General features: G+C 46.7%; 23 protein-coding genes, 6 tRNA genes and 1 pseudogene. 8 read left to right on the top strand and 22 right to left on the bottom strand.

The features are described from left to right. Window position 1: 1 nt before the first annotated feature. From DW039_RS11140 to DW039_RS11120, 5 genes are all read right to left on the bottom strand, one after another. Window positions 2-1129 (bottom strand): response regulator, encoded by a 1128-nt coding sequence (locus DW039_RS11140; protein ID WP_005836562.1) that lies wholly within the window; start codon window positions 1127-1129, stop codon window positions 2-4. 41 nt (window positions 1130-1170) lie between these two features. Further along, on the bottom strand, window positions 1171-2106 hold the full coding sequence (locus tag DW039_RS11135; RefSeq protein ID WP_005825375.1) for a UDP-glucuronic acid decarboxylase family protein: 936 nt from the start codon (window positions 2104-2106) through the stop codon (window positions 1171-1173). Window positions 2107-2271: 165 nt separating this feature from the next. Further along, the gene (locus DW039_RS11130) at window positions 2272-2805 is read right to left on the bottom strand and encodes a ParB/RepB/Spo0J family partition protein (protein WP_016273566.1); all 534 of its coding nucleotides are present in this window, start codon (window positions 2803-2805) and stop codon (window positions 2272-2274) included. After that, window positions 2802-4091, bottom strand: coding sequence for a DUF3440 domain-containing protein (locus tag DW039_RS11125; RefSeq protein WP_087332529.1), 1290 nt, complete (start codon window positions 4089-4091; stop codon window positions 2802-2804). The genes DW039_RS11130 and DW039_RS11125 overlap by 4 nt, the downstream gene beginning before the upstream one ends. A gap of 5 nt (window positions 4092-4096) precedes the next feature. After that, window positions 4097-4489 (bottom strand): hypothetical protein, encoded by a 393-nt coding sequence (locus DW039_RS11120; protein ID WP_087332530.1) that lies wholly within the window; start codon window positions 4487-4489, stop codon window positions 4097-4099. 192 nt (window positions 4490-4681) lie between these two features. On the opposite strand from DW039_RS11120, the gene DW039_RS11115 reads away from it, so the two are divergent. Beyond that, window positions 4682-5233, top strand: a complete 552-nt coding sequence (locus DW039_RS11115) for a chromate transporter (protein ID WP_005825383.1) — start codon at window positions 4682-4684, stop codon at window positions 5231-5233. After that, the gene (locus DW039_RS11110) at window positions 5230-5754 is read left to right on the top strand and encodes a chromate transporter (RefSeq protein WP_120381948.1); all 525 of its coding nucleotides are present in this window, start codon (window positions 5230-5232) and stop codon (window positions 5752-5754) included. Before DW039_RS11115 ends, DW039_RS11110 begins: the two co-directional genes overlap by 4 nt. On the opposite strand, the gene DW039_RS11105 is transcribed toward DW039_RS11110, so the two are convergent. Beyond that, window positions 5746-6963 carry a sugar MFS transporter gene (locus DW039_RS11105; protein WP_117703942.1) on the bottom strand — a complete coding sequence of 406 codons (1218 nt, stop codon included), beginning with the start codon at window positions 6961-6963 and terminating at the stop codon, window positions 5746-5748. The genes DW039_RS11110 and DW039_RS11105 overlap by 9 nt on opposite strands. 153 nt (window positions 6964-7116) lie before the next feature. Here DW039_RS11105 and DW039_RS11100 point away from each other — a divergent pair, with 153 nt between their 5' ends. After that, complete coding sequence (locus tag DW039_RS11100) at window positions 7117-8001, top strand: AraC family transcriptional regulator (RefSeq protein WP_117703943.1); 885 nt, start codon at window positions 7117-7119, stop codon at window positions 7999-8001. A gap of 93 nt (window positions 8002-8094) precedes the next feature. Beyond that, window positions 8095-8514 carry a pyridoxamine 5'-phosphate oxidase family protein gene (locus tag DW039_RS11095; RefSeq protein ID WP_117599484.1) on the top strand — a complete coding sequence of 140 codons (420 nt, stop codon included), beginning with the start codon at window positions 8095-8097 and terminating at the stop codon, window positions 8512-8514. On the opposite strand, the gene DW039_RS11090 is transcribed toward DW039_RS11095, so the two are convergent. The 6 genes and pseudogenes from DW039_RS11090 to DW039_RS11065 form a co-directional block, all read right to left on the bottom strand. Further along, window positions 8491-9660 carry a MalY/PatB family protein gene (locus DW039_RS11090; protein WP_117703944.1) on the bottom strand — a complete coding sequence of 390 codons (1170 nt, stop codon included), beginning with the start codon at window positions 9658-9660 and terminating at the stop codon, window positions 8491-8493. The two genes, DW039_RS11095 and DW039_RS11090, sit on opposite strands and share 24 nt — an antisense overlap. Then, window positions 9657-10523 carry a DUF3737 family protein gene (locus tag DW039_RS11085; protein ID WP_005836547.1) on the bottom strand — a complete coding sequence of 289 codons (867 nt, stop codon included), beginning with the start codon at window positions 10521-10523 and terminating at the stop codon, window positions 9657-9659. Before DW039_RS11085 ends, DW039_RS11090 begins: the two co-directional genes overlap by 4 nt. Before the next feature lie 16 nt (window positions 10524-10539). Next, window positions 10540-11103, bottom strand: a complete 564-nt coding sequence (locus DW039_RS11080; protein ID WP_009038624.1) for a sugar O-acetyltransferase — start codon at window positions 11101-11103, stop codon at window positions 10540-10542. Between the two features lie 195 nt (window positions 11104-11298). Continuing rightward, window positions 11299-12114 (bottom strand): annotated as a pseudogene (locus DW039_RS11075) (carboxymuconolactone decarboxylase family protein). An 11-nt stretch (window positions 12115-12125) separates the two neighbouring features. Beyond that, on the bottom strand, window positions 12126-13121 hold the full coding sequence (locus DW039_RS11070; RefSeq protein WP_120381947.1) for a flavin reductase: 996 nt from the start codon (window positions 13119-13121) through the stop codon (window positions 12126-12128). A 283-nt stretch (window positions 13122-13404) separates the two neighbouring features. After that, window positions 13405-13478: transfer RNA gene (locus tag DW039_RS11065), tRNA-Asp, on the bottom strand. Between the two features lie 165 nt (window positions 13479-13643). On the opposite strand from DW039_RS11065, the gene DW039_RS11060 reads away from it, so the two are divergent. After that, complete coding sequence (locus DW039_RS11060) at window positions 13644-14960, top strand: pyridoxal phosphate-dependent aminotransferase (RefSeq protein ID WP_117703947.1); 1317 nt, start codon at window positions 13644-13646, stop codon at window positions 14958-14960. 28 nt (window positions 14961-14988) lie between these two features. On the opposite strand, the gene DW039_RS11055 is transcribed toward DW039_RS11060, so the two are convergent. Together DW039_RS11055 and DW039_RS11050 are read right to left on the bottom strand one after the other, a co-directional pair. Next, complete coding sequence (locus tag DW039_RS11055) at window positions 14989-16569, bottom strand: SusD/RagB family nutrient-binding outer membrane lipoprotein (RefSeq protein WP_120381946.1); 1581 nt, start codon at window positions 16567-16569, stop codon at window positions 14989-14991. 20 nt (window positions 16570-16589) lie between these two features. Next, on the bottom strand, window positions 16590-19697 hold the full coding sequence (locus DW039_RS11050; protein WP_117588762.1) for a SusC/RagA family TonB-linked outer membrane protein: 3108 nt from the start codon (window positions 19695-19697) through the stop codon (window positions 16590-16592). A gap of 125 nt (window positions 19698-19822) precedes the next feature. Here DW039_RS11050 and DW039_RS11045 point away from each other — a divergent pair, with 125 nt between their 5' ends. Continuing rightward, complete coding sequence (locus DW039_RS11045) at window positions 19823-20431, top strand: YqgE/AlgH family protein (RefSeq protein WP_016272660.1); 609 nt, start codon at window positions 19823-19825, stop codon at window positions 20429-20431. Here the strand turns inward: DW039_RS11045 and DW039_RS11040 are convergent. From DW039_RS11040 to recR, 3 genes are read right to left on the bottom strand one after another with little or no spacing between them, the layout of a single operon-like run. Then, window positions 20424-20960: a GNAT family N-acetyltransferase gene (locus DW039_RS11040; RefSeq protein ID WP_057256007.1), complete on the bottom strand. Its 537-nt coding sequence runs from the start codon at window positions 20958-20960 to the stop codon at window positions 20424-20426. The two genes, DW039_RS11045 and DW039_RS11040, sit on opposite strands and share 8 nt — an antisense overlap. A gap of 13 nt (window positions 20961-20973) precedes the next feature. Beyond that, on the bottom strand, window positions 20974-21432 hold the full coding sequence (locus DW039_RS11035) for a hypothetical protein (RefSeq protein ID WP_009036963.1): 459 nt from the start codon (window positions 21430-21432) through the stop codon (window positions 20974-20976). Window positions 21433-21480: 48 nt separating this feature from the next. Then, complete coding sequence (gene recR / locus DW039_RS11030) at window positions 21481-22098, bottom strand: recombination mediator RecR (protein ID WP_035448317.1); 618 nt, start codon at window positions 22096-22098, stop codon at window positions 21481-21483. 175 nt (window positions 22099-22273) lie between these two features. On the opposite strand from recR, the gene yihA reads away from it, so the two are divergent. Continuing rightward, the gene (yihA, locus tag DW039_RS11025; protein ID WP_009036961.1) at window positions 22274-22882 is read left to right on the top strand and encodes a ribosome biogenesis GTP-binding protein YihA/YsxC; all 609 of its coding nucleotides are present in this window, start codon (window positions 22274-22276) and stop codon (window positions 22880-22882) included. 11 nt (window positions 22883-22893) lie between these two features. Then, window positions 22894-23490 (top strand): DUF4923 family protein, encoded by a 597-nt coding sequence (locus DW039_RS11020; protein ID WP_044468698.1) that lies wholly within the window; start codon window positions 22894-22896, stop codon window positions 23488-23490. A gap of 72 nt (window positions 23491-23562) precedes the next feature. On the opposite strand, the gene DW039_RS11015 is transcribed toward DW039_RS11020, so the two are convergent. From DW039_RS11015 to DW039_RS10995, 5 genes are all read right to left on the bottom strand, one after another. After that, a tRNA-Gly gene (locus DW039_RS11015) sits at window positions 23563-23635 on the bottom strand. 32 nt (window positions 23636-23667) lie between these two features. After that, window positions 23668-23749: transfer RNA gene (locus DW039_RS11010), tRNA-Leu, on the bottom strand. A 27-nt stretch (window positions 23750-23776) separates the two neighbouring features. After that, a tRNA-Gly gene (locus DW039_RS11005) sits at window positions 23777-23849 on the bottom strand. Between the two features lie 14 nt (window positions 23850-23863). Beyond that, a tRNA-Leu gene (locus DW039_RS11000) sits at window positions 23864-23947 on the bottom strand. A gap of 40 nt (window positions 23948-23987) precedes the next feature. Further along, window positions 23988-24072, bottom strand: a tRNA-Leu gene (locus DW039_RS10995). Window positions 24073-24075: the final 3 nt, after the last annotated feature.

Here is a 24075-nt window from a genome sequence, read left to right as displayed (position 1 = left end):
ATCACTTCTTCACCGGAATAGAGAAGCTGAATATGGAGCCTTCGCCTTCCTTGGAAGTAAACCACAGTTTACCGCCATTCTTCACGACAAAATCCTTGCATAGCAACAAGCCCAGTCCCGAGCCTTCTTCGTTGTTCGTGCCGAACGTGCTGAAATGCGTATCAGTATGCAACAACTTCTTCTGCCCCTCCTCGCTGATGCCACAGCCATAATCCTGGACGCTGACAACTGCCATACCATCTACTTCCTCCATCTTCACCAGTACCTCTGAGTTCTCCTTACTGAACTTAATGGCATTACTCAACAAGTTACGGACCACTGTCTTCAGCATGTCAATATCAGCGTTGACCATCATTTTTTCCGGTTTCATCTCGCGGATTCTTATCTTCTTCAGGCTTGCCACCATACTGAAAATCTCAATGACACCGTCTGTCACTTCGACGAGGTCCACATCCTGATAAACCACGTTCAACTTACCGATTTGACTCTTTGTCCATTTCAGCAGGTTATCCAGCAATGAAAACACATCCTCCGTAGTCTGATTAGCCATCGTCAGAAGCTCGTACATTTCGGCGCCAATTTTCTCAGATGGCAAGTTCAATATCAGCATATTCAGCACCATTTTGATGGATCCCATCGGAGAACGTAAGTCATGGGCAATCACCGAATAAAGCTTGTCACGCCCGGCAATAGTACGTTGCAGTTCTTCCGTCTTACTCAAAATCAACCGTTTGGCAGCTACCAAAGATATTTGGTGGGTAACACGGATAATCAATTCCTCCTTATTGAAAGGCTTAGAGATGAAGTCATTCGCGCCAACCTGAAACCCCTTCACAATATCTGCCGTACTATTCAGTGCGGTCAGAAAGATGATTGGAATATCAGCTGTATTCGGATTTGACTTTAAATGTTGAGCTACTTCAAAACCACTCATGTCCGGCATCATTACGTCAAGCAAAACCAAATCAGGATTTTCCTTTTCCACCTGTTCCAACGCTTGCCGCCCGTTACTTGCAGTAGCAATCGCGAATTTCTCATTTGTCAAAAGCACTTTCAACAATAAAACGTTTGACATCACATCGTCAACGATGAGAATCTTGTATTCGGAAGGATTTATTTCCATGTTCATCTTTCTATATTGTTTTTCCCGTTATCAAAATTACTATTTAGTTAGGAACGATATTCCTTAAAATACTCTATTATATACTGTAAACCCTCTTCCAGCTCTATAGTCGGTTCCCAGCCCAACTTTTCCTTTGCCAGAGTGATGTCCGGCTGACGCTGTTTGGGATCATCATGAGGCAGTGGCTTGAAAATCAGTTTCGACTTGGAATTCGTCAGCCTAATGACCTTTTCCGCCAGTTCCAATATGGAGAATTCATTCGGATTTCCCAAGTTTACCGGACCGATAAAATCGTCCTCCGTGTTCATCATCCGCACCATACCTTCTATACAGTCATCTACATATTGGAAACTTCGCGTCTGATTACCCGAACCATATATTGTAATATCCTGGTTCTGCAATGCTTGAACCACGAAATTGGAAACCACCCGTCCGTCATTCGGCAACATCCGAGGACCGTACGTATTGAATATACGGATAATCTTGATCCGCACTCCATTCTGGCGGTGATAGTCCATAAACAATGTCTCGGCACAACGCTTCCCTTCATCATAACAAGAACGGAGGCCAATTGGATTTACATTTCCCCAATAACTTTCCACTTGGGGATGAATAACGGGGTCACCGTACACTTCGCTGGTAGAAGCCTGCAATATCTTGGCATTCGTCTTTTTGGCCAGTCCCAGCATATTGATGGCGCCCAATACAGAAGTCTTGATGGTTTTAATGGCATCATATTGGTAGTGGATGGGAGAAGCAGGACAAGCCAGATTATAGATTTCGTCCACATCTGCCTCATAAGGGGTTTCCACATCATGCAGTACAAATTCAAAGCGGGGATTGCTCTTCAGATGAGTGATATTTCCTTCCGAACCGGTGAAAAGATTATCCAGACAAATCACCTGATGCCCGTCGTTTATCAATCGGGTACAAAGATGAGAACCTATAAAACCAGCACCGCCACTAACCAAAATTTTCTTCATGTAATGTTTTTTATAGTGCCTTAAAGCACATAGGACCTATTCTGTTTGTTTTGATGCTGACAAATGTAGGCGATTTGACTAAATTATGCAAGTTTGCAACGAAATATTTCACTTGTTAATGAATATAAAGAGGCAGATTAAAAAATCCACCCCTGAAATATTCATTTATTTATCCGCCACATACTCTTCTTTCTTATCCGGAATGCTGAAGTTCTTGTTCGCAAACAAGTCTGCCAGACCCGAAATTTGCTTTAAACGCAACACTTCGTCGCGATCCATTCCGATATTCTTCATTATCCATTCATCAGACATACCGGCTCTGTCCAATTCCGCAACAATATGGCACATCAACTCGATATTATGCGTACCACGGGCACGATTATGACGGATAGTGGACGCCATACGGTTGGAAAGTTCCTTGTCAATCACGACCACGGGAAGCAACCCGTTTTCGCGCTGATAAATTCTTTTGGATGTCTTCAACACCTGATAACGGTGGTAACCGTCCACCAGGATGTAGTTATCCTCTTCCTCATCATAGTAACAGACACAAGGCATGGTGAAACCATCTTCCCAGATGGAAAGCTCCAGAAGCTTCATTTCGGGCGGTGCCACTACATTCGGATTGTAATCGTTTGCTTGTATTTTCTCTATTGGAATTGCCTTTACATTATATACCGGACTTTTATCTACGCTCATAACATCATATTTTTGAATTGTTCCATTATCTTGTCTCTTTTGTATGCCTCTTCCTTGTTCAAGGCAAAACCCATGTACTTGCAGGCATGGTCATTCTTCAGGATGCATATGCACATCCGCTTATAAGTGGGAATTTCCCGGAATTCCGCGATGTCAATATCATCCAGATAATCCATGCGCACCGGCTTCTTGTTTGTCTTGTAATTCGTGGTATTTATCACTTCAATGGACACTCCTGCATCCCTCAGCTTCTGGATGGTCTCGTCAGCCAGACAGCCCCCTTTTGTACGCCAGAATTCAATGCTGACGGTAAGCTTTTTCAAGTAGTTCCTCCGGGTCTCTTCCGGCAAGGTGGAAAGCAGGAACTGCATAAAGCCTTTCCACGTATACCCTTCGGGCAGTCGGACCGTCTGCCACCCCATAGCACGCGTCCCTCCGTAAATACCGGTAAAGTTCACCCCGTTGACCCGCCCTATCATTCTTCCCCAAGTATTCGGGTCGATGACACGATACAGCTTCAGGCTCTCTTGTGCCTCACAAAGAAAAGGGCTTGCCACACGCTGGCGTTCGATATTGACTCCGGCTTTATAATATAGGTCATACAAATGGTTATAGTCAAAGCCGAATTTGCCATTGGCCGTCCAGATATCCGTCGTCTTCCAATCATAAATGGGATAAGCATTGAAAATGTCATTGCCTATCTTCGAGGTCCAGCGGTAATTGTGGTACATCTGATACTTCCGGTTCAGATGGATGCTGCGCCAGCGGTTAAAACTCTCTTGCGTACGGATGCCTATGAGAAAGCAGGCACGCACTCCATCCTTCTTCTCATGCAGCCATTTGGCAAAGTGCATCTGGAACTCATAATCCCACATTTCGGGAGTGTAGAAAGGAAACGTCTCTTTAGTGAGGCAGCCTTTCGGCATCTTCCTTACCCAAATGTCCTCCAAATCCTCCTGCCACGGACGCCAGTAACTCTGGTACATCGACGTACAAGTCGTTACACGGAAAGGCACACAAACACGATACACCTCCAATATATCCTTATTCGCCTCCAATACCCGGTCCACATAATCAATGGTCATGCTGTACTGTATCTCATAGTCCATATGGAATACACACAGTTTACGGTTCAGCCGGTTCCGGCGGATATAGTCTATGCACAAATTCAGCAACACTCCACTATCTTTTCCTCCCGAAAAAGAGACGCATATCGTGTCAAATTCCCTAAAAATCACATCAAGACGTTCTTGCGCCAGTTCATACACATTTTTGGGTGCAGCCATAATTATCAGTTTTTCTTCATTTTCACATAACGGGTCCATACCTTGTCTTCCAAAAAGCCCAGCTCGCTGAAGACATCCCTATCTTCAACAAAGCTAACAGCCGTCAGACTACTCTCCTCGCCCTGCTTCTCAAGTACCTTTTCCAGAAGCAATTTTAGCGTGTCAACATTCCTTTCCTTAATATAATAGTTGTTGATGACACATTCATACTTCTTGTGCTCCACCGGCACAAAACCTACAACATGTTTATTATCCAGAGCAACAAACCACTCGTACTCTTCCGATGTCCGGAAAGGGTAATTGTAGTTCTGTTTCAGCACTTCCGGGCTCATAACCAAAGGGGCTACAAGCTCGTACAGCTTTTTATCCGTACCATGTAATTGCACTATCTGTATCATATCTACATTTATATTATTTGTAATTACGTGTTAAAGATAAAGCTTATTTACGACGGAATATTCTCCTTTTAAATAGATTTAAGAATATAGCCCTGCAATATAAAATATTAATAAATAAATATTATCCCCCTAATTTGTATATGTTGATTAATTTGGGTTTCTTTGCAAAAGAAAGTCACCCGAAGAGAAATAATGAAATATTTACTGCTTTTTATGACCTTTGCCAAGATAGGAATGTTCACTATCGGTGGCGGATACGCTATGATACCTCTCATTGAACGGGAAATCGTAAAAAAGAGATGGATGAGTAAAGAAGATTTCATGGAAATGTTTGCGTTGACCCAGTCACTTCCCGGTGTTTTTGCTGTCAATATATCCATATTCGTCGGCTACAAGCTGCATAAAGTAAAAGGTAGCCTGGTGTGTGCACTTGCCACAATCCTCCCCTCTTTTGTCATCATGATGCTGATAGCCATGTTCTTCGCTCATTTTCAGGACAACCAGGTGATGATACGCATCTTTAACGGTATCCGTCCGGCAGTAGTCGCACTGATTGTGATACCCTGCATTTCGGCTGCACGGGCACTGAAGCTGAAGTATTGGCAACTGGTGCTTCCAGCCATCGCCACCATACTCATCTGGCAATTCGGGCTATCCCCCGTATACATTGTCCTTGCAGGAATTGCAGGAGGAATGCTCTATACATTATGGTTAAAAGATAAACTGAGAAAATTACAGATATGATTTATTGGCAGCTGATATTGGTATATCTAAAAATCGGAATGTTCGGTTTCGGAGGCGGTTACGCCATGTTGTCCCTCATCCAATATGAGGTGGTGGACCACCATCACTGGCTCACCCTACAACAATTCACGGACGTAGTGGCCATCTCGCAGATGACGCCTGGTCCGATAGGCATCAACAGTGCCACCTATGTGGGCTATGCAGTTACTCAAAGCGTGTGGGGAGCTGTCGTGACCACCATTACAGTATGTCTTCCCTCGTTCATCCTGGTATTGCTCATCTCTTACTTCTTCGTGAAATGCAAGGACAACAAATACATCAAGGCGGCAATGTCGGGACTGCTGCCCATGTCCGTATCATTGATAGCTGCTGCTGCCCTATTGCTGATGAACAAGGAAAATTTCATAGATTACAAAAGCATACTTATCTTTGCAGCCGCTTTCGGCGTGACGTGGAAGTGGGACCTCCACCCTATCTTACTGATAATCCTTGCCGGAGTCGCAGGCTTCCTTCTATATTGAAGAAGCGGTAGAGACGGACACCATCTTGCGGGCATATGCCCACACCACGCAATAGGCAACCAGCGGTACGATGAACGCCCACACCATCGTCGTATGGTCTGCCACCAGTCCCATCAACAGCGGACCTACCACGCCTCCCACGGGAGACATCATCAAGAAAGAAGAAGCCCTCTTGGTATGGTTGCCCAGCCCGCGCAAGGAAAGGGCAAAAATCGTGGGAAACATAATAGCCTCAAACGCATATCCGCACAACAGAGCAGCAAGCGATATCATCCCTACATTCAGCAGTACCAACGAAGTAGTCACTACTGTCCCCGTAGCACACACCAACAACATTTTCTCGGCACGCACACGTCCCATAATCCAGCTACCGGCAAAACGTCCCAACATAAATAATCCCAGTCCACCGAAAGAAAGCACTACGGAAGCTTCGCGGGCATTCATCCAATTCTGCTCCACCACGTAGTTGATGAAGAAGCTGTTGATGGAAATCTCGCCGACCTCATAGGCAAACAAGGCTATCAGCCCGAAAATGAAAAGCCGGTGTGACCACAATCCGACCTTATTACCAGCTTCGTCCACCTCCACACTATGTTCAATCTCGGGCAACTTGATTCTTGAAAAGACCAGCGCTACCAGCAACACAATTACCCCCATGCAGATATAGGGCAATGCGACATTACCCGAGCCCGTCTGCCCATCCTTCGAGAAGAGTAGCAGTCCAGCCAGTACCGGTGCACAGATACATCCCAGACCATTGAAGGATTGTGCGAAATTCAGTCGGCTGGCAGCAGTTTCCTTTGCGCCCAATTCTGTGGCATAAGGATTGGCGGCAGTTTCAAGAAACGTCAGTCCGCAACCTATCACGAACAATGCAAACAAGAAAAGATTAAAAGACAGATAATGCTGCCCGGGGATAAAGAGCAGCGAACCGATGCCGTAGAGCAACAGACCGAATACCACACCCCGGCGATATCCGAAGCGACTGATGAAAAGTCCTGCAGGAATGGCCATGATGAAGTATCCCATATACATCGTCATCTGTATAAAGGCCGAATGTGTCTTCGTGATATCCAGTATCTCTTGAAAGTGCTTGTTCAGTACATTCAGAATGGCATGGGCAAATCCCCACAAAAAGAAAAGAGAGGTAATCAAAATGAAGGGCACAAGGTATTGTCTGCCCACCAATGGTATTCGTTTCTGTTTCATAATATGATAATTCCAGACAATCGTTGCAAGGCGATTGATAATTGCGGGTGCAAAGATAAACAAAACTCCCGGTCTTTACCCAACATTTTCCTATTCGCTATTGTACGGAGCAGCTTTTTCTCTAACTTTACTGCCATCATACAATGTTAAGCCATGAAAAATGCCATCCCACGATACAATTTCTACAAAACTAAGTACGGAAGCGAACTTCTGATAGATGTCGTTGATTTGCAGTATACCCGGAAATTCTTGACCCAGGGAAAAGTACATATTCTGACCTACTATGACATCACCTTCATCACAGAAGGAGAAGGAGAATTCACTATCGGTAACCGGACACACTTGGCAGCTCCCGGTGATGTATTCTTCTCCAAACCAGGTGAGGTGCGCAGTTGGGACACAGACCGTATCGGCAACGGTCATGCTCTAATTTTTGAGGATACCTTTTTGACCTCTTTCTTCAAAGACCCACTATTCGTGCAGCACCTCCCGTTCTTCCGAATGGGAAAAATGGTAGACAAACTCCAACTGCCGAACGGGCTCTATGCACGAATACTCCAACTTCTGCACGACATAAAGGTCGAAATCGACTCTTTCCACCCACACGATACGGGCATATTACGCGCCTTACTTTACGAAGTCCTCATGCTACTCAACCGTGCCTACCGCACCTCTATCCCTCCGGAGACGGGTAAGGAGCCACATAAAGATATCAGCAGCTTCCACCTCAGCCGATTCTTCGAATTGGTTGGGGAGCACTTCCGGGAGCAGCATTCTGTACAATTCTATGCCGATAAACTATGCATCACTCCCAACTATCTGAACGAAATCCTCTCTTCGGCCATAAACATCAATGCCAAGCAGTACATACTCAACAAGATTACAGACGAAGCCCAGCGTCTGCTCACCTACACCGACCTCCCCATTTCAGAAATAGCCTCCGAACTTCATTTCTCAACCGTCTCCTACTTTGTACGTAGTTTCCGACAATGTATAGGGTATACTCCCCTCGCCTACCGGAAAATGGAGAAACCGTGAAAAGTGACATATCCTCCTTCTTTTTTATTGTACAAAAGTTCCACTTACCGGCTATCTTTGCCCTTGAAACAATAACCCATAAAAAAACAAACAATGAGAAATGCAGAAAAAACAGTAGGAAACATGATTGACAAGGAAAAAACCATCTTTGTCGGTTCGATGGATGCCGAAGGCTTTCCCAACATCAAGGCCATGTTGCAAACCCGCAAAAGGGAAGGGATCAAACACATTTACCTATCAACGAACACCTCGTCGATGCGCGTTTCGCAATTTCTCAAAAATAACCGGGCATGCCTTTACGTCTGCAACACACGCTTCTTCAAGGGCGTAATGCTGCGCGGCACGATGGAGATACTGACGGACAGCACCAGTAAGGAAATGATATGGCAGGAAGGCGACACTATGTACTACCCCGAAGGAGTGACTGATCCCGATTATTGTGTCCTGAAGTTCACCGCCTTCGCCGGTAGGTATTACAGCGGATTTAAATCAGAAGACTTCACGATAGAATAAACGGGCCATCCGTTCCAGTCCATCAGCAAGCAGAGCCCGGGGACAAGCGATATTCAGCCGGATAAAGCCCTCTCCACCGGGACCGTACATCGTACCGGAATTGACCATCAGATGCTGTTGTTCTTGCAAACGCAAGGCGACAACATCTGAGCTGATACCGGAAGCACGGCAGTCTATCCAAACCAAATAAGTTCCTTCGAGTGGCAGCACGGGATATTGTGGTAACCGTTCCTTGAAAAAGCAGCAGAGGTATTCGTAATTCCCCCGCAGATATTTCCGCAAGGCATCGAGCCATTCCCCACCTTCGTTGTAAGCTGCCATTGTGGCGATTACGCCGAACGGATTGACGTCGCATACCTCGTTGATGTTAATGGCTCTGTCAATACGGCGGCGCACCTCTTCATCGGCTGCGATGATATTGGCGATTTGCAACCCGGCAAGGTTGAACGCCTTACTCAGCGAAACGCAAGTGACGGAATTTTGCAAAAAGCGTTCGGACAAGGAGGCAAAGGGTGTGTAGTCATATCCTTCGTAAGTCAGTTCACAATGAATCTCATCCGCCACGACAAACACCTCATTCCGTAAACAAATATCACCTATATGCTGCAGTTCTTCCGGAGTCCAGACCCGTCCGACCGGATTGTGAGGATTGCACAGCAGCAGGATTTTTGCTTTCGGATCGGAAGCTTTCCTTTCAAGATCGGCAAAGTCGATTACGTAGCGGCCATCCTGATAAACGAGATTATTGGCAAACAACTCGCATCCGTCATTACGGATAGATGAGTAGAAACAATTATAGGCAGGAGTCTGAACGATGACTTTATCACCCGGCATGGCCAAGGCTTTGATAATGGCTGACAGAGCCGGCACGACACCACTCGTATAGATAATCCACCGGGAATCAACCTGCCAGCGATGCCGGTCATCGAACCACCGGACGACCGCATCATAATAGGCTTCGGGTACTTTTGTATAACCGAAAATACCGTGCGCCACCCGCTTTTGTAAGGCATCGATAATAGCGGGTGCTGTACGAAAATCCATATCCGCCACCCACATGGGCAGTACATTCTCCTCTTCGGGAGTATCCCATTTATAAGAATTCGTCCCGCGACGCGAGATGATTGTATCGAAATCGTATTTCATAATTTATAAATCCAGTTACCATCCCAAAGCCTCAACTCACAATCGGCAGGCGCCTTTATATTTTCGTCGAGAATGATTTCCCCATAGCTTTCGGCAGTGATACAGCCTGTCCGTGGATTCTTCACCCCGCCTATTGTTCCTTTGATGGTTGCCTGCACCGAACTATATTCAAAAGCCCGGTCGCAGTCGGGACCAAAGGTGCAATTCTCCAGTACGAGGTCGTGGGCATAGCAGAGCGGTTGCTCACCGGTTATATGGCAATTCACCAACCGGAGATTGTGCGAATGCCAGCCGAGATATTCGCCGTTGAGTTCAGAATCGTAGATTGTCACATTCTCCACCTCCCAGAAGGCATCCTTCGTAGTGATTTTGGCATTGCGCAACTCCACATTCTTCACATACTGGAAAACGTACTTGCTGTCGCTTTCCAATCCGTCTATGCGGATGTCGCTGCTGAACATGAACGGATAAGTTCCTCCATGCAGTTTCAGATTTTTGATATTCAGATTTTTACAACGCCAGAACACCTCATTGGCATCGTTTATCTCTACATTCTCTATTTCGATGTCGTGCATCTCGCGAAACATTTTGGGTGCATCGATACGCGTATCAGTCATTTTCAGATGGTCGGAATACCACAGTGCCGAACGCCCGCCGACATCGAAAAAACAACGGTCGATAACAAATCCGTGAACATGCCAGAAGGGATAATTTCCTTCGAACCGACAATCAACAGCTTCGATGTTGCTGCATTCCTTGATGGCTGATTCTCCAGCACGGATAACTACATTCTCCATACGTAAGTCATGCGATTCGAACAAAGGTCTTTCTCCGCCAAATGCTGTATTTGATATTATTTTCATCTTGTTTTCAATTTTATTATTCTATTCTCTTTATCAATTTTGCGGGGACACCACCTACTATTGTATTTGCTTCCACATCTTTCGTCACGACCGCTCCAGCTCCCACCACAGCATTGTCACCAATTGTCACTCCTTGAAGAATCGTTGAATTAGAACCTACCCAGACATTCTTGCCTAGTACAATTGGTGCCGGATAGGTAGTTTGGCGTTCAGCCGGAGGCAAACCATGATTGAGCGTTGCAAAGACTACATTATGCCCAATTTGGCATCCGTCGCCGATTATCACACCACCATGGTCTTGAAAATGACAGCAGGCATTAATAAATACGCCTTCGCCCACTGTTATATTCTTCCCGAAATCGGCATAAAACGGCGGAAATACCCGGAACGATGACGGAACTTGATAACCGAACAATTCGGATAGCAACTCACGTACTTCGTCCGGCGTATAGTATGCGGTGTTCAGCCGGAAAGTGATACGCCTGGCTTCACTGCTCATTTCGTCCATAAAACGGTGTATCTCCTCCGTATTAAGCGCTTGACGCGTCTTTACATATTCTTTAAATTCGTTCGTAGTCATAATTTCTCCTATTTAATTTTTATTACCAAATTAATGATAATGCAAAAATAGGCGGTATCCGTCATATGCCGTGTAGATAAATCCCCGGTATCTATACCCAAATTACGGATTATGCTGTCCCCTCCAGCTACTAAATCATAGCTCCATAAAACAAAAACTCCCGTAATCGCTTGAATTACGGGAGTGTGGGTGGTGTTATTTAAGTTTATCGTATTCTTCATCCGTCACCGGCTCTAGCCATTCATTAGAAGTATCCTCACCGGGAACTTCGAAAGCAAGATGGGCAAACCAACCATCAGAAGCAGCACCGTGCCAATGCTTCACATTTGCAGGGATATGGATAACCGTACCGGGTAGAATCTCTACTGCCGGCTTGCCTTCTTCTTGATACCACCCACGACCGGCAACACCGATAAGCATCTGTCCACCGCCTTTAGTAGCACGGTGTATGTGCCAGTTATTGCGGCAACGAGGCTCGAAAGTGACGTTAGAGACGGAAACCTGCTCACGTGAAACGGGAGCAAGATAGCTGTTACCTATGAAGTACTGTGCGTATGCTGTGTTCGGTTCTCCAATGGGGAAAATCATTTCACGCTGGAACGCGGCTTTGGTATCTTCACCGGCGGTGTCCTCTGCCCATACGCCTTTGGCCAGATTAAACGCTGCCCACGCTTTGGGCCAACCGGCATAGAATCCGATATGGGTGATGATTTCAGCAATCTCCGTACGGGTGATGCCGTTCTTTTTTGCCGACTGAAGGTGGAACACGAGCGAATTATCCGTGATTCCTTGACTGATAAGAGAAGTTATAGTTACCAAACTACGGTCACGCAGACCGAGTTTGTCGGTGCGGCTCCAGACCTCGCCAAAGAGGACATCGTCGTTTAGTTCCGCAAATTTAGGAGCAAACTCACCCAACTAGGTGCGTCCTGCTGTCTGTACTATCTTTTCTTGTGCCATAACATTGAGTGTTAAAATGCTGAATACTGAAATTAAAAAAATCTTGTTCATAGTCGTTCTATTTATTGCATGAAGTTATTGAGCTTGTTAGCCGGATTAAGTGGCGTCTGGTCAGACAAGACCAATGATTTGACCATGTGCAACGTTCCTTGCTTGTATTTCTGAAAGTGTTCTGATGCAATATGTTTTTCATAAGCCGCATGGCTCGCATAGGTTTCGAGAATAGTCACCTTACAGGGATTCTCCTTCTCGCCGACCGCATACATAGTCAGTACGCCCGATTCGGTACGCAGAGAGATTTCGCCTACTTCGGTTGCGTATTTCATATACTCGTCGAGATACTGCGGATAAACCTCGATTTTCGACAACCGCACGATACCGTCAGCACTCATCGGCTCTTTGGCGCACATACCCGGCTGCTTATCCAGATTCAGGCATTTGCCGATAATCTCTCCCGTGGCAAGGTAGGAATAGGTCGGAAATTCAAACAATACGGGTTTCAGCTTCGTATAGTCAAGTTTCCCGTTATTATCAAGCACTTCAGGAGCAGCGTATGTATTGACTATCGCACAAATGAAATTGTCGAAACCTTCAGTTTCATAGATGTCTACCACCTCACACTCCATGGTGAGGGGTGATGCGTCTATAACGGGGGTACCGTTTTCGCCAATATGGTAGGCAAACACCTCCGACTTATTGACCGTCGCACCGCTTACACTTCCCACATAGTCAGCTTTCGGCAATATTTCACGACTCACTAGATTGACGGAAAGTCGTTTTGAGTCCTTTATCCCTTGATTAGTGTAATGGCTTTTACTCATGCTGATGAGTATCCGCTCATGTCCAATAACACCCGTATGCCCTACCACTAGCCAGTTTACTTTCCCTTCAACCTCCGCCCCAACAACCGTCATCGGCTTGGGATAGAGCGCCAACAGATTTCCGAGATTTTTCTTGTTCGTTTCCATTATATTGGGTTGAACGGTGTTCTCCTTTACGGGAATACTGCACGACATTATGACAAGCAGTGACAGAACTCCTAAAATTGTTTTTGCCATACGCTATATTACTCTATTTTTCTTGTTAAACTTCTGATGACAAAGGTACCGCGATAGCACAAGCGAAGGTGTATATGATTTACGGATATTTGTACCCGAATTCCCGATTATACCGCAAGAAAGTTCAAGTTCATCAGATGAGTATAGTAAGACTGGCAGAAATCCCACGAATAATCCCACGCATGATTTGTTTTTAATCGTTATTCTTGCCGATACAGAAAACAAAAAAAGCTCTGAAATCCTTGAATTTCAGAGCTTTGCTTTAATTTATTATTTACTTTCGCGGTGCGTACGGGACTCGAACCCGTGACCCCATGCGTGACAGGCATGTATTCTAACCAACTGAACTAACGCACCATTATTTCATTCTTTCGTTGCTATCTCTCTCGATTGCGGTTGCAAAGGTAGACAAAATTCTTATATCTGCAATAGCTTGAAAGAAAAAAAATCATCTTTTTTTTAACATAGCTTGATTATAAGAGATTTATGTTACCTTTGCAAAACTAAATTAATATTGAAATCATGAGAAATACTCCTATTGAACGTAAGTTGATAGATGAAACTATCGCAGATTTTCATATCACAGACTTTGCCAAAGCAACCATCCGTGAAGTAAAAGCCATTGCAGCCAATGCCGAAGCGGCATCGGGTGTGGAATTCATAAAAATGGAAATGGGTGTACCCGGACTCCCCCCCTCAACCGTCGGCGTAAAGGCAGAGGTGGAGGCATTGCAGAATGGTATTGCCAGCCTCTACCCGGACATCAACGGACTCCCCGCCTTGAAGCAGGAAGCATCCCGTTTCATCAAAGCCTTTATCAATGTAGATGTAGCCCCCGAAGGTTGTGTACCAGTTACCGGCTCCATGCAAGGAACTTTCGCTTCATTTCTCACATGTAGCCAGTGCGATGAGAAAAAGGATACCATTCTCTTCATCGATCCCGGTTTCCCGGTACAGAAGCAGCAGTTGGTCGTGATGGGACAGAAATATGAAACCTTTGACGTATATGACTACCGTGGCGACAAGTTGAAAGCGAAGCTGGAAAGTTACCTCAGCAAAGGCAATATCTCCGCCATCGTCTATTCCAATCCCAACAACCCCAGCTGGATTTGCCTGAAAGAAGAAGAGTTGCGCATCATCGGCGAACTGGCAACCCAATATGACGTCATTGTGCTGGAAGACCTCGCCTACTTTGCCATGGACTTCCGCCAAGACTTGAGCAAACCGTTCCAAGCGCCTTACCAACCTTCTGTGGCACACTATACGGACTATTACGTGCTGCTCATTTCCGGTTCCAAAGCTTTCAGCTATGCCGGTCAACGTATCGGTGTCAGCTGCATTTCGGACAAACTGTATCATCGGGCCTATCCCGGGTTGACACAACGCTACGGCGGCGGCACCTTCGGCACAGTATTCATCCACCGCGTACTCTATGCGCTCTCCTCCGGCACCAGCCACTCTGCGCAGTATGCTCTTGCCGCCATGCTTAAAGCAGCCAATGAAGGTCAATACAACTTCCTTGATGAAGTGAAAGTATACGGTGAGCGTGCCCGCCGCCTGAAAGAAATCTTCTTGCGCCACGGTTTCCACTTGGTATACGACAATGATTTGGGTGATCCCGTTGCCGACGGTTTCTATTTCACCATCGGTTATCCGGGCATGAGTAGCGGAGAACTTGCGCGGGAACTAATGTACTACGGTGTAAGCGCCATTTCGCTGGTGACCACCGGAAGCCATCAAGAAGGATTGCGTGCCTGCACTTCCTTTATCCAAGACCATCAGTACGACCAGTTGGACGAACGTATGGCGATTTTTGCCGAGAATCACCCCATCCAATAAAAAATATCCCTATATAAATAAGGTATCTCTACCAGTTGATGCCGGTATCCCACCACAATCGGGTACCGGCATTGTCATCCCCACCCAGTGCCTCTACCAAAGCGGCATACTGCTCGGCATTCTCCGTCTTCAGTCCGCCGGGAAAGTTCAGACGGCGAATCATTGTCTCAGTATCTATGCACCCGTCTTTACTGTGATTAAAGCGTACGGGGAATAGCCGGGGATACCCCGTCCGGCGCTGTTCAGCCCAAGCCTCACACCCTTCGGGAAACATGGCAATCCATTTTTGGGTAATAATCTTCTCCAGTTTCGTATCCCTATCCGCTGACTCCAGCCAGCGTGGCGAAACTTGGCAACGGGCGGTAATATCATTCTCCATATCGTAGGTATCCACAAAATCGGCAGGCAACAAGTCGCTCTCCAGATAAGCGTCGGACTGCAAGATGCCATACTGACGGAAAGAAGCCATTACCCCTTCTTCATAGCAGGTTTTCGCCGACTCATCGGTCCATCCCCGTAGGGCAGCCTCGGCACGCAGGAACCAGACTTCTGCTGCCGGCATCAACACTGCATCAGTCTGCTGGGTGACTTTCAATTTTGAGAGTGTATTATAATAGTTATGTGCAAAGCATGTACCCTGACGAATGCCGCGATACTCGCCTGCAAACTGTTCATCCTGGCAAGTGGCAAAATAGATTTCACGACGGGGATCTTCATATCCGTTCAGTATGGACTCCATCGGCGCTCCCATATAAGCTTCATTCCAAACAAGGTTTATCTCGCCCAACGGATTGGTATATCCACTCGCCGTGGAAACCGCCACCGACTCGTCCGCCTCCCGAATGACTCCGTATTCATTATCCATCGCTTTACGGAATTCCGTTTTTGCCTTCTCCGGACTGGCTACCGCAATGCGCATGGCAAGCCGCATCCTCAACGAGTTGGCAAACTTTATCCAAGAGTCATAATCACCGTCCAACAACATATCGAAACGCGCAAACTCCGAAGCTCCCGGATGCTCGACAATATAATCGGAAAGTACAGCTACAGCCGTATCGAGTTCACAGAAAAATGCATTATAGACCTCTTTCTGCGTGTCGGGCATATAACGGGCTTCGGGATCGGCAAAATGACTATACACAATAGGGCCGTAATAGTCCGTGACACGGTGCATCACTTCCACCTTCAGTATCTTGGTAATGCCGAAAAAGGCAGGCATACGGTCACGTGTGGCATTCTCCGACTGATATATCTGCGGGAAAACATACTCATAGGTATGTCCCCACATGGCACTGTTCCATCCATCCTGCAAGTTGTAGTCCGAATTGTGCGAACCTCCATTCAGAGGCTTGGCATCGTGCATGTAACCGCTGAACATGTCGGCATTCAAATTCTGGGTCAATTGAAAAGGCCAGTTCTTCCCCTTTCCGTAGTCGTAATTGAAATAGATGCCTTGCTGGATGATTCCAAGACGGATGCCATGTTCGTTACAGTCGGCCTGCAAGTCCTCGTCCGTCACGCCGGACTTGTCCGTATTGATTTCCTTAAAGTCTCCCGTACAAGCCAGAAACACGAAAACCATGCCAATCAGTACTATAATCCTCTTCATATCAAGTCTCCCTCCCCCTCTTAAAATTCACACTTCAAAGAAAATCCCCAACTACGCGTGGTAGGCATACCGTAGACTTCAATTCCCTGGTTATCGTTGCCCGTAGAGAGTACCAGGTCAGGGTCGAAAGGCGCCTTTTTGTAGAAGAAGAACAAGTTGCGTCCAGAAAAGGACAGTTGTGCCCGCTTGAGGACTTTGGTCTTTTCCATCCAGGCTGCAGGCAGTTGGTAGCCCACGGACAGCTCACGCAGCCTGATGTTCGTGGCATCATACATATAATATTCCGTCACCCCGGCCCGTCCGCCTACAACATTCTTATAAAATCCTTTCACATTATCTATCCGGTTACCTTCAAGCATTACATAACCTTTGTCTCTGGCCCGGGCCGTGACTTCAGAAACGCCATACATATCCATATCCGCCTGCGTCTGGGACAAAATATCGCCTCCAAAGCGACAATCCACCAGAAAATAGAAAGAAAAATTCTTGTAAGACAGCATATGATTCCAGCCCAGCATCAGTTTTGGATTGGCATTGCCCACTTTCACCGTATTGCCATCACCTTCCACCAAAGGCATGCCGGTATTGTCTCCTTCCGTGCCGTAAACGATATTGCCCACATCGTCACGTACAAAAGCTTTTCCGTAGATGTCACCGATAGAGCCCCCTTTCACCAATTTCATGGCATAACTGGACGAGAAGCTGGTAGGACCGTAAAGAAACTCCTTCAGCGCTTCGTGCAGTGAAATTATCTTGTTGCGGTTGGTGGAGAAGTTCACCTCTGTTTTCCACTTGAAATGGTTTGTCAGCAAAGGAACGGCATCCAATGAAATCTCCCACCCCACATTCTGTATATCACCCGCATTGACATAACGGTAGGCATATTTATCGCCCGACAGAGTAGGAAGCTTGAAGAACTGGTTCCGGGTATTCGTCTTATAGAAAGTGGCATTCAAACCAATGCGGTTCTTTAAAAAACGCGCTTCTATACCCGCCTCAAAGGAATGCGTCATCTCCGGTTCCATATCCTTGAACGGCGCGGCATCACTTGCCAGGAACTCTCCACCCGCCGTGATATGCGAGGAAGGATTTGTGATGAACATGGGAATATCATTGCCCACCATGCTGTATGCCCCCCTTATCTTTGCCAGTGACACCCATCGGGGTAAAGTCATCAGCTTATTGAATATCAGCGAAAATCCCACGGAGGGATAGAAGAACCCGCTTTTCTCATGAGATGTATAAGCCAGTGTGGAGGACCAGTCATTACGGGCCGACAAATCAAGATAGACAAACTCGTTGTAGCCCAGTTGTGCCGTCGCAAACAAGGACTGCAATTGGCGCCGTGCATCAATCTTCTGGTCCAGCCCAGCGGAACCATTCATGATGATATTGGCCAGATTGAACACATTGGCATATTTCAGCGAAGCTGTTTTAGAGTCATAGCGGGTGGAGTTCACTGTCTTGTCATTGATACTGGCACCGAGCGCCGCGTTGAGAGAGAATGCATCCCACTGCTTTTTCATCATCAGTATGGCGTCTCCGTAATATTGGGTTTCCTGATAGTCCATCTCGATATAACGCCCATTGGCTCCCGCTAACGCCGGAGCGGTAGAGGCATAGAACTGCTGGCGCACCTTGTCGTTAATATAGTCTACATTGCCACGGGCCTGCAGGCTTAACCAATCGTTTATCTTCAGATTGGCAGATAAGGAGACTATGACATGCATACGGTTCTCCTTGCTCAATATGCGATTGGTAATCCAGTAGGGATTCTGCTCAAAATCCTCGTAGGAGGTATGCCAATTCTGTATGTTCAGGTTTCTACCCTCATCATAAACCTCGAAGTTCTCCTTATAATAAGAAATATCCTCACCCCGTGGAAAACGGTAGAGCCCCACCAAAGGATTCATGTAGAAACCACCCACGGTAGGCTTGTTCTTCACCACCTGGCGCATCAGGTTCATACTGCCATCTAACTTCAGACGGGAATTCAACAGAACGGAAGTCTCTCTGAAAGTGAGGTTGTGCTTCGAAAGGTTATGTTTCCCAATGATGCCATGCCCCGTAGTATTGGCATAGGAGAAATAGTTCTGCAACTTCTCATTGCCGTGACTCAAGGAGATGGAAGTTATGGAGGTGACACCAGTAGAGAAGAAGTCTCTCAGATTATCATATTCGGGAAGGTTTGCCCGTTCTCCCCAACTGTCCACACCGTCACTTACTCCATAGCGGTTCTGCATCTTGGGTAGTGCAAAAGCATTGTCGAACATCAGGCTCGTCGAGAAAGAAACACTGCGCTGCCCGTGCGACTGCCCCTTCTTTGTAGTAATCAGTATCACCCCATTGGCGGCCTGACTACCATACAAAGCTGCCGCTGGAGCTCCTTTCAGGATACTGATACTCTCTATATCTTCAGGATTCAGATTGGAAATGCCGTCTCCTCCGTCACGGTTGCCGGCATTGGCCGTTCCGCCTATGGCAGAGTATGCTTGCTCGGAAGTGGAGTTCAGAATGGGAACACCGTCTATCACATACAGCGGTTGGTTGTCACTCGCCACCGAACGGATTCCACGGATACTGACTTTGGCTGAGGCTCCCAGACCGGAAGAAACCTGATTGACACGCACACCTGCCGACTTGCCGGTCAACGAAGTAATTAAGTTGGGCATTTTTACTCGCGTCAACTCCTCGTTTTTTATTAAATCTGTGGCGTAAGAAAGAGAATTTTCTTTCTTTTCGATACCCAAAGCGGTAACAATAACGTTATCCAGCTCTATCATATCTTCTCTTAGTGTGATATGAAAGGTCGAATGTCCTTCCACCTCAATATCCTGGGACATGTAGCCGATAAACGAAACACGAAGCACTGCATTATCGGCAACCACCAGAGTGAATTTTCCTTCCGAATCCGCTATCGCACCATTGGCAGTTTCTTTCTCTTGAATAGTGGCACCGGCCAACGGAAACCCGCTTTCATCCAGCACACGGCCACTTATCGTCACTTTAGAAAGCTGTATTTCAGAATGTCCCGGACGCTGCATACGCTCCATAAAATCCTCCGGGCAATCCGTCCATCCTATAGAAAACAGCCCTAAAATTAACGTATATAATGTAGTATATTTCATTGCATTAAATTGCCAATTACTTGCAAACTTAAGTATTTTCTCCGAATAAAAAAAGCCATAAAATCTGAGAAAAGAAACTTTTAAAATGAAAAACAGCGAAGAACTTTGGTTTATTGTGGAATATTATGTATATTAGGGGCATGTATAGCAATATAAATCTATTCAAGATAGAAACAAACCATGTGGTTCCTGCCCAGGGAAAGGTCTTGATTTCCGAACCCTTTTTGTGTGACCATATGTTTGGACGATCCGTCATTCTACTGGTGGACCATACACATGACGGCACAATGGGACTGGTTCTGAACAAACCGCTCCCCCTATTCTTGAATGATGTGCTGAAAGACTTCGACTGCCCGGAAAGTATACCTATCTATAAAGGAGGACCACTCAGCACAGATACATTGTTCTATCTGCACACGCTCGAGGGTATTACCGGAGCGCTGTCCATCGGCAAAGGCTTCTACCTGAACGGTGACTTTGAAGCCATTAAAAACTACATCATGCAGGGAAATCCCGTTCAAGGCAGAATCAGATTCTTCTTGGGATACTCCGGCTGGGAGTACGAACAACTGGGCCGGGAAATTGAAGAAAACACCTGGCTGGTAGGCAAAGAAAACATCAGTTCGCTAATGAACGAGGCGGCCAGCGGCACACTCTGGAAGAAGGCATTGTGCAAGCTGGGAGCAAAATATGAAATATGGTCGCGTTTCCCTCAGATTCCAACGCTCAATTAGTGCTTCGGAGAAGTTGCAACAGCACGACATCCTTATAGCATCCTCCTACGCGCCACCACTCCTTCAAAAGCCCGCAACGCACAAAACCGCAGGATTCAAAAAGGCGGATACTTGCCTCATTATCCACCGAGATATGGACTATCAACTGTTTCAGATACAAGAAACTGAAAACATAGTCGCACAGCAAACGCAGCGCTTCCTTGGCATAACCATTGCCCTGATACTCCTTCCGTATGGCAATGCCCACCTCTCCCCGGGCATGCATGGGAGAAAACTCTGTAATATCGATGGTACCTATCACCACATCATCCTCTGCACGTACAATCATCATACGCAGCTGGCGGTCGGCAAACATATCGCACTCGGAATTCTCAATATATTGTTTCAAGACAAATCTGGAATAGGGCACGGTGAAGTTCGTCACATCCCAAGTCTGGGAATCATTCTCCATGGCATACATCACTTCCAGATCTTCCGGCTCCATAGCACGGAGACGCACCCTTTCACTGCAGAAATAAGATTTATTCATATCTTCCAGTCGGTTACATTTCTTCTTCTTTATTGATATGCAGTTCTTTACGCAGGCGTCCCTCACCCGGCAGGCAGAACAGAGAAGCCGTCAGTCCTATCAGTGCACACAGTGCACCCGTACTGCTCAACATGATATAATAGGTGAAAAAGCCTGCAAGCACCGGTATGGCAAGCAATGCCAGCCGCACGCCACTCCACAGCGCATAGAGACGGAGGGCTTCGGGAAGCGTCACTACATCTATTTTCCGGATTAATACCCATGAAAAGAGTTTCAAGGCTATGGGTACGCAAGAGGCAGCCAGCAGAATGGTTACTGTCTCAGCCATATAGGTGGCACGTACATCTCCGGCATACATACCTACCCATCCGCCTCCGGTTTCTCCAAGTAGAACGAGCAGGATGGGAAGCATCCAGAAATAGGCAAAAGTTGTTCGGACACGCGCTGCGGTCTTCTTTATTTGTTCTTCCATTTAGTAAATTGATAGTGGATAATGAATAATTGATAATGGCCCAAACAATCAGGCAGTTCCGGAAAATGGAGTGCGGTTCACAATACTGCGTCCCAGAGTCACTTCATCCGTATACTCCAATTCGTCGCCGATGGAAATGCCACGGGCTATGACAGAGAGCTTCACGCCCAGTTTTTCCAGCTTGCGGTAGATATAAAAGTTGGTGGTATCTCCCTCCATCGTCGTGCTCAGCGCAAGAATCACTTCATTGATGCCGCCGGCGGCTACCCGCTGCACAAGGCTTTCTATCTGCAAGTCTCCGGGGCCAATGCCATCCATCGGCGAGATGACACCTCCCAGCACGTGATACAAACCACGGAACTGTTGTGTGGCTTCCACAGCCATCACATCGCGGATGTTCTCTACCACACAAACCACAGAAGCGTCCCGTTGCGGACTGGAACAGATGCGGCACGTCTCCGTATCTGATATATTATGGCATACCTTGCAATATTTCACTTCATGCTTCAGCGTCACGATGGCATTGCCGAACGCTTCCACCACTGCCGTATCCTGGCGGAGCAGGTGAAGAACCAGCCTCATAGCCGTCTTGCGTCCCACTCCGGGCAACTTGGCAAACTCATTTACCGCCTTCTCCAATAATGTAGAGGGAAACTGTCCATTCATACTTAAAATTCTCCTATTGGCCACAAAGATAGTGCAAACCGAATGCAGAATAAAATGAACTCGTTCATTTTTTATACTGAGGTGCAGCCTATCTTCGCTTTCTGGGCAAAGATAGTGCAAACTTATGAAATTAGTGCTACCTTTGCCACACGTAAAACCCCAAAAAGGCAACAAAATGGATATTACAAACGCTGAATTCGTCATCAGTAACACAGACGTGCGGAAATGCCCCGCAGGCACATTTCCCGAATATGCTTTCATCGGACGCTCCAACGTAGGAAAATCCAGTCTCATCAATATGCTGACCGGGAGAAAAGGGCTTGCCATGACCTCTGCCACACCGGGAAAGACCATGCTCATCAACCATTTCCTCATCAACAAGAGCTGGTACATTGTAGACCTTCCGGGATACGGCTACGCCAAACGGGGACAGAAAGGGCAGGAACAAATCAAACGTATTATAGAAAGTTATATACTGCAACGCGAACAGATGACTTGTCTGTTTGTTCTTATAGATAGCCGGCTGGCTCCCCAAGCCATCGACCTCGAGTTTACGGAATGGCTGGGCGAGAACGGCGTACCCTTTGCCATCGTCTTCACAAAGGCCGACAAACTGAAAGGCGGCAGACTGAACACCCACATCAACGAATACCTGGAACAGTTGAAGGAACAGTGGGAAGAGCTGCCTCCCTACTTCATCACCTCTTCTGAAAACCGCATGGGACGGAAAGAGCTGCTGGACTATATCGAAAGTATCAACAAAAGCCTGAATAGCAAACAATAGACATAAGTAAAATGAAAAGATTAGTTTTTTGGCAACTGTTTGTTGCCGCACTACTGCTGACCGGCAATAGTCACGCACAATCCATCAAGGATTTGTTCAACAAAGAAAATATAGAGAAGGCGGTAAATGCCGTGACCGGCAAGTCAACAGCGGATATGACCGGCACTTGGTCGTATACCGGCTCCGCCATTGAATTCGAATCGGACAACCTGCTGCAGAAAGCCGGCGGTGCCGTTGCCGCCACAGCCGCAGAAAAGAAACTGGACGAACAGCTTGCCAAAGTAGGCATCAAAGCCGGGCAAATGTCATTCACATTCAACGCCGACAGCACATTCAGCGCCAAAGTAGGGCAAAAGAGCATGAAGGGAAGCTACTCCTACAATGCATCCACCCAAAAGGTCAACTTGAAATTCGCCAAGCTGATAGGTATGAATGCCAAGGTCAACGCTACCTCCACAACTATGGACCTGCTGTTCGAATCGGACAAGCTACTGAAACTGATAACCTTCCTCTCCAGCAAAAGCAGCAACTCCACTCTGAAGAGTATCGGCTCGCTGGCCAACAGCTACGACGGAATGATGCTCGGATTCTCATTACAGAAACTGTAACAACAACTTCCATACAACAAAAAAATCCCGCAAGCACCGAACAATGCTTGCGGGATTTTTTTATCTGAAAAGAGCGGAAAACGAGACTCGAACTCGCGACCCTAACCTTGGCAAGGTTATGCTCTACCAACTGAGCTATTTCCGCATGGGATGACTCTCCTTTTTTGAGGAGTAAAGTGCCCAGAACAGGACTCGAACCTGCATGCCTCTCGACACACGCACCTGAAACGTGCGCGTCTACCAATTCCGCCACCTGGGCATAAGTCATCTTCAATACATCTGAAAGAGCGGAAAACGAGACTCGAACTCGCGACCCTAACCTTGGCAAGGTTATGCTCTACCAACTGAGCTATTTCCGCAATGTATAAAAGCGTGAAGAGAAGGAGACTCGAACTCCCACGACATAATTGTCACTACCCCCTCAAAGTAGCGCGTCTACCAATTCCGCCACCTCTCCAACTTACTTTCAACAATTCAAAGAACCGACTGCTTTACCTTGGTGCCCAGAACAGGACTCGAACCTGCATGCCTCTCGACACACGCACCTGAAACGTGCGCGTCTACCAATTCCGCCACCTGGGCATA

It is taken from the genome of Bacteroides sp. AF39-16AC (genome assembly GCF_003602735.1).
GTDB lineage: Bacteria > Bacteroidota > Bacteroidia > Bacteroidales > Bacteroidaceae > Bacteroides > Bacteroides uniformis.
This window is presented reverse-complemented; position numbering and strand designations above follow the sequence as displayed.

Excerpts from the sequence above, each read along its gene's own strand:
- DW039_RS11140 (WP_005836562.1), bottom strand. The coding sequence starts at position 1,129 with ATGAACATGGAAATAAATCCTTCCGAATACAAGATTCTCATCGTTGAC.
- DW039_RS11135 (WP_005825375.1), bottom strand. The coding sequence starts at position 2,106 with ATGAAGAAAATTTTGGTTAGTGGCGGTGCTGGTTTTATAGGTTCTCAT.
- DW039_RS11130 (WP_016273566.1), bottom strand. The coding sequence starts at position 2,805 with ATGAGCGTAGATAAAAGTCCGGTATATAATGTAAAGGCAATTCCAATA.
- DW039_RS11125 (WP_087332529.1), bottom strand. The coding sequence starts at position 4,091 with ATGGCTGCACCCAAAAATGTGTATGAACTGGCGCAAGAACGTCTTGAT.
- DW039_RS11120 (WP_087332530.1), bottom strand. The coding sequence starts at position 4,489 with ATGATACAGATAGTGCAATTACATGGTACGGATAAAAAGCTGTACGAG.
- DW039_RS11115 (WP_005825383.1), top strand. The coding sequence starts at position 4,682 with ATGAAATATTTACTGCTTTTTATGACCTTTGCCAAGATAGGAATGTTC.
- DW039_RS11110 (WP_120381948.1), top strand. The coding sequence starts at position 5,230 with ATGATTTATTGGCAGCTGATATTGGTATATCTAAAAATCGGAATGTTC.
- DW039_RS11105 (WP_117703942.1), bottom strand. The coding sequence starts at position 6,963 with ATGAAACAGAAACGAATACCATTGGTGGGCAGACAATACCTTGTGCCC.
- DW039_RS11100 (WP_117703943.1), top strand. The coding sequence starts at position 7,117 with ATGAAAAATGCCATCCCACGATACAATTTCTACAAAACTAAGTACGGA.
- DW039_RS11095 (WP_117599484.1), top strand. The coding sequence starts at position 8,095 with ATGAGAAATGCAGAAAAAACAGTAGGAAACATGATTGACAAGGAAAAA.
- DW039_RS11090 (WP_117703944.1), bottom strand. The coding sequence starts at position 9,660 with ATGAAATACGATTTCGATACAATCATCTCGCGTCGCGGGACGAATTCT.
- DW039_RS11085 (WP_005836547.1), bottom strand. The coding sequence starts at position 10,523 with ATGAAAATAATATCAAATACAGCATTTGGCGGAGAAAGACCTTTGTTC.
- DW039_RS11080 (WP_009038624.1), bottom strand. The coding sequence starts at position 11,103 with ATGACTACGAACGAATTTAAAGAATATGTAAAGACGCGTCAAGCGCTT.
- DW039_RS11070 (WP_120381947.1), bottom strand. The coding sequence starts at position 13,121 with ATGGCAAAAACAATTTTAGGAGTTCTGTCACTGCTTGTCATAATGTCG.
- DW039_RS11060 (WP_117703947.1), top strand. The coding sequence starts at position 13,644 with ATGAGAAATACTCCTATTGAACGTAAGTTGATAGATGAAACTATCGCA.
- DW039_RS11055 (WP_120381946.1), bottom strand. The coding sequence starts at position 16,569 with ATGAAGAGGATTATAGTACTGATTGGCATGGTTTTCGTGTTTCTGGCT.
- DW039_RS11050 (WP_117588762.1), bottom strand. The coding sequence starts at position 19,697 with ATGAAATATACTACATTATATACGTTAATTTTAGGGCTGTTTTCTATA.
- DW039_RS11045 (WP_016272660.1), top strand. The coding sequence starts at position 19,823 with ATGTATATTAGGGGCATGTATAGCAATATAAATCTATTCAAGATAGAA.
- DW039_RS11040 (WP_057256007.1), bottom strand. The coding sequence starts at position 20,960 with ATGAATAAATCTTATTTCTGCAGTGAAAGGGTGCGTCTCCGTGCTATG.
- DW039_RS11035 (WP_009036963.1), bottom strand. The coding sequence starts at position 21,432 with ATGGAAGAACAAATAAAGAAGACCGCAGCGCGTGTCCGAACAACTTTT.
- recR (WP_035448317.1), bottom strand. The coding sequence starts at position 22,098 with ATGAATGGACAGTTTCCCTCTACATTATTGGAGAAGGCGGTAAATGAG.
- yihA (WP_009036961.1), top strand. The coding sequence starts at position 22,274 with ATGGATATTACAAACGCTGAATTCGTCATCAGTAACACAGACGTGCGG.
- DW039_RS11020 (WP_044468698.1), top strand. The coding sequence starts at position 22,894 with ATGAAAAGATTAGTTTTTTGGCAACTGTTTGTTGCCGCACTACTGCTG.